At 64.9% G+C, this 10,710-nt stretch carries 8 protein-coding genes; 6 read left to right on the forward strand and 2 right to left on the reverse strand.

The genetic code is table 11. The features are described from left to right. From EOA29_RS42220 to EOA29_RS13080, 6 genes are all read left to right on the forward strand, one after another. Window positions 1–255, forward strand: a 255-nt coding sequence (locus EOA29_RS42220) for a hypothetical protein (RefSeq protein WP_210213138.1), incomplete at its 5' end; no start/stop codon positions are given. A gap of 98 nt (window positions 256–353) precedes the next feature. After that, the gene (locus tag EOA29_RS13060) at window positions 354–1,043 is read left to right on the forward strand and encodes a GntR family transcriptional regulator (protein ID WP_126091812.1); all 690 of its coding nucleotides are present in this window, start codon (window positions 354–356) and stop codon (window positions 1,041–1,043) included. A gap of 455 nt (window positions 1,044–1,498) precedes the next feature. Beyond that, complete coding sequence (locus tag EOA29_RS13065) at window positions 1,499–2,854, forward strand: glutamine synthetase family protein (protein ID WP_126091811.1); 1,356 nt, start codon at window positions 1,499–1,501, stop codon at window positions 2,852–2,854. Window positions 2,855–3,197: 343 nt separating this feature from the next. Beyond that, the gene (locus tag EOA29_RS13070) at window positions 3,198–4,265 is read left to right on the forward strand and encodes an HlyD family efflux transporter periplasmic adaptor subunit (RefSeq protein WP_126091810.1); all 1,068 of its coding nucleotides are present in this window, start codon (window positions 3,198–3,200) and stop codon (window positions 4,263–4,265) included. After that, window positions 4,262–7,042, forward strand: coding sequence for a ribosome-associated ATPase/putative transporter RbbA (gene rbbA / locus EOA29_RS13075; protein WP_189350525.1), 2,781 nt, complete (start codon window positions 4,262–4,264; stop codon window positions 7,040–7,042). Before EOA29_RS13070 ends, rbbA begins: the two co-directional genes overlap by 4 nt. Continuing rightward, window positions 7,042–8,154 carry an ABC transporter permease gene (locus tag EOA29_RS13080; RefSeq protein ID WP_126091808.1) on the forward strand — a complete coding sequence of 371 codons (1,113 nt, stop codon included), beginning with the start codon at window positions 7,042–7,044 and terminating at the stop codon, window positions 8,152–8,154. Before rbbA ends, EOA29_RS13080 begins: the two co-directional genes overlap by 1 nt. Before the next feature lie 31 nt (window positions 8,155–8,185). Here the strand turns inward: EOA29_RS13080 and EOA29_RS13085 are convergent, their stop codons facing one another. Both EOA29_RS13085 and EOA29_RS13090 read right to left on the reverse strand, forming a co-directional pair. Then, window positions 8,186–9,175, reverse strand: a complete 990-nt coding sequence (locus EOA29_RS13085) for an ABC transporter permease (RefSeq protein ID WP_126091807.1) — start codon at window positions 9,173–9,175, stop codon at window positions 8,186–8,188. After that, on the reverse strand, window positions 9,172–10,710 hold a 1,539-nt coding region (locus EOA29_RS13090), incomplete at its 5' end, for a sugar ABC transporter ATP-binding protein (RefSeq protein WP_210213139.1). The genes EOA29_RS13090 and EOA29_RS13085, both read right to left, overlap by 4 nt.

Here is a 10,710-nt window from a genome sequence, read left to right on the forward strand (position 1 = left end):
GTCGGCGGCAACGGATATCTCCGCCTATGGCGGCTGGCGCAGCTTCCTCGCCAGGACCCAGCAAGCGCAACGATAGCCGGAAAGCCTTCCTTCCAGCTGAACGACGGGAATCTCGTCGGCTCGGAGGTCGAGGTGCGCCTTGCCGGCAGGCGCTTCGAGGTCCGGGTCACCTGGAATCGCTTCGCACGCATGATGCCCGCTCCGTTGGGTCAGCCGGGACACCGCCCTGGCCTCACTTGCCGCGGCGCGCGTTAACCGTCTATCGTGCGGCTCGAAAATCGCCAGCCAAGCATCCCCGGCGGCGGATTGCTTGACGAAACGGATTTCAGGGCGGACGAAGCAGCGCATAGCCAATGGCCGACAAAACACAATTCGGACTGACTGCCCTCGACACGATACCCCTGCATGAGAAAGTCTATCTGGAACTGGTGCGGGCGCTGATGTCGGGTCAGTTCCAGCCCGGCCAGAAGCTGACTTCGCGCAAGCTCGCCAAGGAGCTCGGCACCAGCGACATGCCGGTGCGCAGCGCCTTCATGAGGCTGCAGGCACTCAGGGCGCTGAGCCCGATGCCGAACGGCAGCGTCGAGGTGCCGATGATCTCGGCCGATCGTTTCCAGCAGTTGACCGATGTGCGCACGATCCTCGAAGGCACGGCCACCGAACTCGCGACAAAACGCATCAACGGCAACAATCTGCGCGCCATCCGTCGCCACTGCACCGAGCTCACCCAGGCCGCCCGCAGCGGCGACATCGACGATTATCTGCGCAAGAACCACGACTTCAAATTCTCGATCTACCGCCACTGCGGCAATGAGCAGATGATCTTCCTGATCGAGACGGTGTGGATGCAGGTGGGGCCTTTCCTCCGGAACCTGCGCATCGGCTTCGAGGACGACCTCGCCGGCATTCTCGGCATCGACTATCACGAGGAAGCCGTCGCGGCGATCGAGGCTGGCGACGGCAAGCGGGCACGCGCGGCCATCGTGCGCGACATCGACGAGGGGGCCGCGCATATTCTCAAGCAGATCAGGTTCCCTCATTAGGAAGCCTTCGAGATTTGGGTGAAAGCGCGCCAACCTCGTCATTCCAGGGCGGAGCAGGAGCGCAGCTCCGTCGCGGAGACCCTGGAATCCATGCCGTTACCTTGGCCGTGGAGTACAGCGGAGCAGAATTCTGGAACGCAGCGGCGCCTTTATGTCACGGCATGGATTCTCGGGTCTGCGCCGCGTCGCTGCGCTCCTTGCTCCGCCCGAGAATGACGAAGATAAGGCTTCGGCCCAATTCTCAAATCCTGACTTGGCTTTCCTTCACTCGCCAGCTATGTTGCGATCGCAGATCGCACAATATGGACCCGAAATGCCGCCCGATATCCCAGCTAGTGAATTGAAAAAATGAAGGAACCTCGCCTGGATCCCCTCCAGGACGGTCTTCAGGAACTCATAAGCTGCAAAATGGATATCGTAGCCGAAATGGCTACAGAAGAACCAGGGGCTGGAAATTGGGCGATGCAATTGCGGACGTTTTGAACTGGCTTGAAAGCAGGAACGACATCCAGAGCCTGCGGGCGGCTGTGTGCGACCTGAACGGCATCATGCGCGGCAAGCGCATTCCGGTCGAGCAGGCGCGCAAGGCACTCGAAGGCAAGCTGCGCATGCCCTATTCGGCGATCGGGCTCGACATCTGGGGCGAGGACATCGAAGGCAACGCCCAGGTCTTCTCGACCGGCGACGCCGACGGGCTTTGCCAGTGGACAGGACGCGGCATCCTGCCGGTCAACTGGACAGCGCATCCGACGGCGCTGTTGCCGCTATGGCTGGCGGACGATGCCGGCGCGCCCTATCTCGGCGACCCGCGCCGCGCGCTGGCCCGCATCCTCGACCGCTATGCCGCGCTTGGCCTGACGCCGGTTACCGCCACCGAGCTGGAATTCTACCTCGTCGACTTGACGTCGCAGCGGCCTGTCGGTCCGGTTTCACCGGTCACCGGGCGGCGTCTCGATTCCGACGCGGCGCTTTCGATCGACGAGATCGACGATTTCGAGGCCTTCATCCACGACATCTACGAAGCTTGCCGCATGCAGGGAATTCCGGTCGACACCGCGATCGCCGAGAACGGCGTCGGCCAGTTCGAGATCAACCTCAACCATGTGCCGGACGCCTTGCGGGCCGCGGACGACGCCGTGCTTTTCAAGCGCACCGTGAAGGGCATCGCCCGCAAGCACGGCTTTGCCGCCTGCTTCATGGCCAAGCCCTATGGCGAACGCGCCGGCAACGGTTTTCACGTCCATTTCAGCGTCCTCGACAAGGAAGGCCGCAATATCTTCGACGACGGCAGCGACCAGGGCTCGGAAACCATGCGCCATGCCGTCGGCGGCCTGCTCGCAGCCATGGCCGAAAGCACGCTGGTGTTCGCGCCGCATTTCAATTCCTACCGGCGGCTGCGTCCACGTTCCTACGCGCCGACCGCCGTTGCCTGGGGCTACGAAAACCGGATGGTGGCGATTCGCATTCCGGGCGGCCCGTCCGCCGCGCGCCGCATCGAGCATCGCGTCTCCGGCGCCGACGCCAACCCCTATCTGGTGCTGGCGGCCATCCTGGGCGCCGCGCTGATCGGTATCGAGCGGCAGCTCTCGCCCGGCGAGCCGACCGGCGGCGAGGGACAAGGGCTGACGCTCGCCAAGCTGCCGCCGGATTGGGCCTCGGCCATCGCCGCCTTCGAGACCGGCAAGCGCGTCGCCGAAATCTTCCCGGCCGTGCTGCGCGACGCCTTCGTTGCCTGCAAGCGCCAGGAACTCAATACCTTCGCGCTCAATGTCAGCGACTTCGAGATCGAGACCTATCTCGAAAGCGTCTAATGTATGTCGCCCAAAAGTGCGCAGCGGTTTTGGGAGAACGACATGCATCAAACCAAAGACTTAAAAGCGCGTCGCCTGAATCCGTTTCGTCGCGACGCGCTTTAAGCCGGCTCCCACGGCGCATCGGGCACTTCCCTCAAAGGTCCGTTCCGCACCGCCGCTATGCTTTCTCCCGCGATTGATGCGGATCAAGGTCGCCATGCCGGGCCTCTGTTTTGGTCTCGTTCGCCTCGTAGCCCCGAACGGAGTCCCTCGCCATGGTCGGCATCAAGTTGAGCCCTGAACAGATCCATTCAGCGCCGCCCGCGCTCTTCGGCGCGTCGCGCAACGCGGGAGGCAGCCTATGAAGGGCGCTCGGCGGTGGCTGCCTCCCATTATTCTGATCGCCCTCGCGGCAGCCGGCTACTACGCATGGCAGCGGTCCGAGGACGGGGCGTTGCCGCAAGGCATCGCCAGCGGCAACGGCCGCATCGAGGCGGTTGAAATCGACGTCTCGACGAAGGCCGCGGGGCGGATCAAGGAGATCCTGGTCGGCGAAGGCGATTTGGTCAAAGCCGGCCAAGTGCTTGCCCGCATGGATACCGTGCAGCTCGAGGCGCAGCGCCGCCAAGCCGAGGCGCAGCTTCAGCGCGCCACCATCGGGGTCGAGACCGCCGGCAGCCTGGTGACGCAACGCGAAGCCGAAAAGACGGCAGCGGCCGCTGTCGTCGCGCAGCGCGAAGCCGAGCTCGACGCCGCCGAGCGGACCCTGGCGCGCTCTCAGCAGCTCGCGGTCAACAACACCGTCTCCCAGCAAGTCCTGGACAACGACCGTGCCGCCGAACAGAGCGCGAAGGCCGCCGTTGCCGCGGCGCAGGCCCAGCTCGCCGCCAGCGAGGCGGCAATCAACGCGGCGCGGGCACAGGTGGTCGATGCCAAGGCCGCGGTCGACGCCGCGCAGGCCGCGATCGAAAGCATTGCCGCCGATATCGACGACGCCACGCTGGAATCGCCGCGCGACGGACGCGTCCAATTCCGGGTAGCGGAACCCGGCGAGGTGCTCGCTGGCGGCGGACGCGTGCTCAACCTCGTCGACCTTGGCGATGTCTACATGACCTTCTTCCTGTCGACCGCGCAGGCTGGACGCGTCGCGATCGGCTCTGAGGTGCGCCTCGTGCTCGATGCGGCGCCGCAATACATCATCCCCGCCAAGGTAACCTTCGTCGCGGACGTCGCGCAGTTCACGCCCAAGACTGTCGAGACGGAGGAAGAGCGCCTGAAACTCATGTTCCGGGTCAAGGCGCACATCTCACCGGAGCTGCTTCGCAAATATATCCAGCAGGTCAAGACCGGGCTGCCCGGCGTGGCCTATGTGCAGCTCGATCCGCAGGCGCAATGGCCGGCCGGCGTCCAAGGAAAGCTTGTGCAATGAATGCTCTGGCTGACAGCGCCGCAGCCTTCTCGTCAGGGCAGGTCGCGCGGCTGGAGAATGTCGGCCAGGTCTTTGGAAAAGTCAGGGCTCTCGATGCCATAACGCTCGACTTCCCCGCCGGCTGCATGGTCGGCCTGATCGGGCCGGACGGCGTCGGCAAATCCAGCCTGCTTTCCCTGATCGCCGGAGCGCGGACGATACAGCAGGGGCATATCGAGGTGCTGGGCGGCGACATGGCCGACCTCCGCCACCGGCAGAGCGTCTACCCCAGGATCGCCTATATGCCGCAAGGTCTCGGCAAGAACCTCTATCCGACGCTGTCGGTCTTCGACAACATCGATTTCTTCGGCCGCCTTTTCGGACACGACCGGCAGGAGCGGGAGCGCCGCATCGGCGAGCTTCTGAGGCGCACCGGGCTTGCGCCTTTCGCCGATCGCCAGGCCGGCAAGCTTTCGGGCGGCATGAAGCAGAAGCTCGGCCTCTGCTGCGCCCTCATCCACGATCCGGACCTCTTGATCCTGGACGAGCCGACCACCGGCGTCGACCCGTTGTCGCGCCGCCAGTTCTGGGAACTGATCGGCGAGATTCGCAAGAGCCGCGACGGCATGAGCGTCATCATCGCGACGGCTTATATGGAGGAGGCATCCCGCTTCGACTGGCTGGTGGCCATGGATGGAGGCCGGGTGCTCGCGTCCGGAACCCCGTCCGACCTGCTCGAAAGGACGGGCACACCCGATCTCGACGCGGCTTTCATCGCCCTGCTCCCTCCGGAGAAACGCGACGGACATGAGGCTGTCGTGATCCCTCCGCGGCCCGCCGGTGCCGACGGTGTATCCGCCATCGAGGCTGAACATCTTACCATGCGCTTCGGCGATTTCACCGCTGTCGACGACGTGAGCTTCCGCATCGGCCGAGGCGAAATCTTCGGCTTCCTGGGCTCGAATGGCTGCGGCAAGACGACCACCATGAAGATGCTGACCGGGCTGCTCGAGCCGAGCGAGGGCAAGGCACGGCTGTTCGGACGCGAGATCGACCCGCGCGACATCGAAGTGCGGCGGCGTGTCGGCTACATGTCTCAGGGATTCTCCCTCTACTCGGAACTGACGGTTCGGCAAAACCTCGATCTGCATGCCCGCCTCTTCGGCATGGCCGACGCCGCGATCCCATCCCGCGTCGAGGAGGTCGCGCGGCAGTTCGGTCTGGCCGACAATGTCGACACGCTGCCCGAAGCGCTGCCGCTCGGCATCCGCCAGCGGCTGTCGCTGGCGGTGGCGATGATCCATTCTCCGGAGATACTGATCCTCGACGAGCCGACCTCCGGCGTCGATCCGGTGGCCCGCGACGGGTTCTGGCGGATCCTTGCCGACCTCTCCCGCAAGGGGAACGTGACGATCTTCGTCTCCACGCATTTCATGAATGAGGCGGAGCGCTGCGATCGCATCTCGCTCATGCACGCCGGCAAGGTCCTGATCAGCGACACGCCAGGAGGCATTGTCGGGAGCCGCTCGGCGGCAACGCTGGAAGAAGCCTTTGTCGGATATCTGGAGGAGGCGACAGGGCCCGAGCAACCCGGGGGCTCAGCCGCTGAAACAGCCCCGCTCACCGAAAGCACGCCGCACAGCCGCCCCAAAAAGAGCCGCGCCGACCGTTTCTTCGATCTGCGCCGCATGTTCGCCTACACCCGGCGCGAAGCGCTCGAACTCGTACGCGATCCGATCCGTGCCACGCTGGCTACCATCGGCAGCCTCATCCTGATGTTCGTCGTGGGCTACGGCATCAACATGGACGTCGAGAATCTCTCCTTCGCAGTCCTCGATCGCGACGACACGACGATCAGCCGGGATTATACGCTGCAGATCGCCGGCTCTCGCTATTTCACCGAGAAGACACCCATCGCCGACTATGCCGATCTCGACCGGCGCATGGAGAACGGGGAACTCAGCCTCGCCATCGAAATCCCACCCGGCTTCGGGCGCGATCTTGCGCGCGGCCGCCAGGTCACGATCGGCGCCTGGATCGACGGAGCCATGCCCGCGCGTGCCGAGACCGTTCTGGGCTACGTCTCGGGAATGCATGCCGGCTGGCTTACGCAGAAGGCGCGCGAGCTCTACGGCGACGCCGCCACGGCCAGCGCCTTCCAGCTCGATATCCGCTACCGCTACAACCCCGACGTCCGCAGCCTCGACGCCATCGTTCCGGCCGTTATCCCGATGCTTCTCCTGCTGATCCCGGCGATGCTGGCCGTGCTGAGCGTGGTGCGGGAGAAAGAACTCGGCTCCATCATCAATTTCTACGTCACGCCGGTCACCCGGCTCGAGTTCCTGGTCGGCAAGCAAATCCCCTATGTCGTCCTCGCAATGCTGAACTTCGTGCTGCTGACGATCTTTGCCGCCTTCATTTTCGGCGTGCCGCTGACTGGCAGCCTTCCGGCTTTCGCCGCCGCGGCCCTTCTCTATGTGATGGCCACGACGGCAATGGGGCTTTTTCTGTCGACCTTCATGAGGAGCCAGATCGCGGCAATCTTCGGAACCGCGCTGCTTACCATGATCCCCGCCACCCAATATTCGGGCATGATCGATCCGGTGTCGTCGCTTCAGGGTGCGGGCGCGTTGATCGGCCGAATCTATCCGACCACCTATTTCGTGACGATCTCGCGCGGCGTCTTTTCCAAGGCGCTCAGCTTTGCCGACCTGTCCGGCTCGTTCGTGCCGCTGCTCGTCGCCATTCCGGTGCTGCTCGGCCTCGGAGCGGCCTTCTTGAGAAAACAGGCCCGCTAATGCGCATCGCCAACATATACAACCTCGGCATAAAGGAACTGCGCGGCCTTGTGCGGGACCCGATGATGCTTGTGCTGATCGTCTATGCCTTCACCGCCGCCATCTACACCGCTTCCAAGGCGATGCCGGAGACGCTCAATCACGCTCCGATCGCCATCGTCGACGAGGATCAGTCGCCGGTTTCATCGCGTATCGTCACGGCATTTTATCCGCCTTACTTCACCGCGCCGCTGCTTATCTCCCAGCCCGAGATGGACAGCCGCATGGATTCGGGCACGGATACTTTCGCGCTGGACATTCCGCCGAACTTCCAGCGCGATCTCCTTGCCGGCCGCTCGCCAACGGTTCAGCTCAACATCGACGCCACCCGTATGTCGCAGGCCTTTACCGGCGGAGGTTATATCCAGTCGATTGTTTCCGGAGAGGTGGACGAGTTCCTGAACCACTACCGCTCCAAGGCTTCCCTGCCGGTCAACCTCGACCTGCGGGCGCGCTTCAACCCCGAACTCAACAAGGGCTGGTTCGGTGCCGTCACCGATGCGATCTCCTCCATCACGATGCTTTCGATCGTGCTCACCGGTGCGGCGCTGATACGCGAGCGCGAGCACGGGACGATCGAGCATCTCCTGGTGATGCCGGTTACCCCGTTCGAAATCATGACAAGCAAAATCTGGTCGATGAGCATCGTTGTCCTCCTAGCGTCCGGCCTTGCGCTCGTCTTCGTCATCCAGGGACTGCTGTCGGTCCCGATCAACGGATCGATCGCGCTCTTCATGGTGGGCGCGGCCCTCGACATAATCGCCATGACCTGCCTGGGGATATTCCTAGCCACCGTCGCCGGCTCCATGCCGCAATTCGGCTTGCTGCTGATGATGGTGCTCCTGCCCTTGCAAGTGCTGTCCGGCGGCGTGACTCCGCGCGAGAGCATGCCGCTCGCTATCCAGGCCATCATGTTCGCCGCGCCCAACACGCATTTCGTCATGCTGGCCCAGGCGGTCCTTTTCCGCGGCGCGGGCCTCGATGTCGTCTGGCCGCAGCTTGCGGCGCTGTTGATCATCGGCATACTGCTGTTTGCGTTCTCACTCTGCCGCTTCCGTCAGTTCCTGAAATAGAACCGGAATCTCCACGCTTGAACGGCAAGGGCTACTCTCCCGACCGCGCCCGCTGGCGCTCCTGGACGATGACCGCCAGGATCAGCAGCGCGCCCTTGGCGAGCAGTTGGTAGAAGGTCGGCACGCTGGTCAGGATCATGCCGTTGTTGAGGACGCCGATGATCAGCACCCCCAACATGGCGCCGATGATAGTGCCCTTGCCGCCCTGCAGCGCGCAGCCGCCGAGGATCGCGGCGGTGATGGCCTCGAGCTCGAGCCCCTGGCTGCCGGAGGCCGGCTGCCCCGACATGGTGCGGCTGGCGAGCACCAGGCCCGCCACCGCCGCGGCGAAGCCGCTCATCGCATAGATCGAGATCTGATAGCGGCGGATCGGGATGCCGGCGAGCCGCGCCACGGTCGGGTTGCCGCCGAGCGCATAGATGTTGCGTCCGACGACGGTCTCGCGGGTGAAGACGATGAAGGCCGCCATCGCGGCGATCAGCAACCAGATGGCGAAAGGCAGGCCGAAGAGCGTGCCGATGCCCAACGCGCGCAGGCTGTCACCGGTGATCGGGATCGAGTTGCCGTTGTTCATCAGATAGGCGAGGCCGCGGAATGCCGACATGGTTCCAAGCGTCGCGATCACCGCGTTGACCGGGCCGTAGACGATGATCAGGCCGTTGACGGCGCCCGCCACCAATCCGGCAAGCAGCCCGGCAAGGATGCCGGCCGGGATCGATCCGGTTTCCTGGGCGACGACGGCAAGCACCATGGTGCTCAGGCCGACGATGGAACCGACCGAGATGTCGAGCCCGCCGGAGACGATGACGACGGTCTGCGCCATCGCCAATATGCCGAGGATGGTCACCGCGAGCCCGATATTGATGAGGTTGCGCGGCGTGAAGAAGACGTCGGGCCTCAGCGCGCCGAAGATCGCCAGCAGCACGACCAGCGCGATCAGCAGGCTGATGTTCTGCGCGCCGATGCGGCCGAACAGACTTGCCGGCGCGCGCTCGCGGCCGGCGGTCGCGGTATCGGTCACGATACCCTCCTTTCGATTGTCTCTTTGCCCGAGCGCATGGCCAGCGCCAGCACGGCCTCCTCGCTCGCCTCTTGCCACGGGAGCTCACCGCTGATGCGCCCGCTTTGCATCACCAGCACGCGGTCCGCGAGCCCGAGCAGCTCCGGCATCTCGGAGGAGATGAGCAGGATGGCGAGGCCCTGGTCGGCCAGGTTTTCGATGAGCCTGTAGATCTCCGCCTTGGCGCCGACATCGATGCCGCGCGTCGGCTCGTCGAGGATGAGCACGGCCGGCCCCCGCGCTTGCCAGCGCGCGAAGACGACCTTCTGCTGATTGCCGCCGGAAAGCTTGCCGACCGCCTGTTCGATCGACGGTGTCTTGACCCTGAGCTCGGCGACGTGGCGGGCGACCAGCGCGCGCTCGCGCCTGCGACTGAAGAAGCCGTAGCGCGACACCTTGTCGGGCACCACGAGGCTGACATTGTCGCGCACCGCCTGCATGAGAAGCAGCGCTTCCTGCTTTCGGTCCTCCGGCACCAGCCCAATTCCGACCGCGACGGCATCCGCTGGTTCGCGCGGCTTGTAAGGCCGGCCGCCGACCGTCATCTGTCCCGACAGCAGCGGATCGAGGCCGACGATGGCGCGCGCAACTTCCGTCCGTCCGGCGCCGACCAGTCCGCCCAGCCCGACGATCTCGCCGGCCCTCACCTCGAAGCCGATCCCCTGGACGCGACGTGTCGTGACATCTTCCAGCGCCAGCCGGACAGGTCCCAGCGTGCGCTCCTTTCGGTTGAACAGGTCGCTCACCGGACGGCCGACCATCAGCCGTACCATGCGCTGCTCGTCGAGCGCCGCGATCGGCTCGTCGGCGACGCGGCTGCCGTCGCGCATCACCACGCAGCGGTCGGCAAGCTCGATGATCTCGCGCAGCCGGTGCGAAATGTAGATCACGGCGACGCCATCGGCCCTGAGGCGCCGGATGACGCGGAACAGCCGCTGCGCTTCGTCCTCCGTCAAGGACGAGGTCGGCTCGTCGAAGGCGAGCAGCCGCGCGCCCGGTCGCAGCGCGCGCATGATCTCGATCAGCTGCCTGAGCGCCGGGCTCAGGCCATGGCAGCGCTGCCCGGGCGAAAGCACGTCGACCACGCCGAAGGTGCCGAGCAGCTCGAGGCTGCGTCGCTCGAGGTCCGCGCGATCGAGGAACAGCCCTCCACGCGCCTTGATGTCGCCGATGAAGATGTTCTCCGCCACCGTCAGCTCCGGGATGATCTCCGGCTCCTGGTGGATGACCCGGATGCCAGAGCCATGCGCCGCGCGCGGCGAGGTGAGCTGGACCGGATGACCGTCGACCAGAACGCGGCCGCTATCTGGGCGATGCTCGCCCTCCAGCACGCGCATCAGCGTGGATTTGCCGGCGCCGTTCTCGCCGATCAGGGCGGTGATCTCGCCGGCGTTGAAGGCGACCGACACGTCGCGCAGCGCCTGCAGGGCGCCGAAGCGCTTGCTGACGCCTTCGACGGAAACGACGGGCGCGGTCATTGGCGGGCGGCCCCGCAA

The sequence above is a fragment of the Mesorhizobium sp. M1E.F.Ca.ET.063.01.1.1 genome, assembly GCF_003998155.1.
GTDB lineage: Bacteria > Pseudomonadota > Alphaproteobacteria > Rhizobiales > Rhizobiaceae > Mesorhizobium.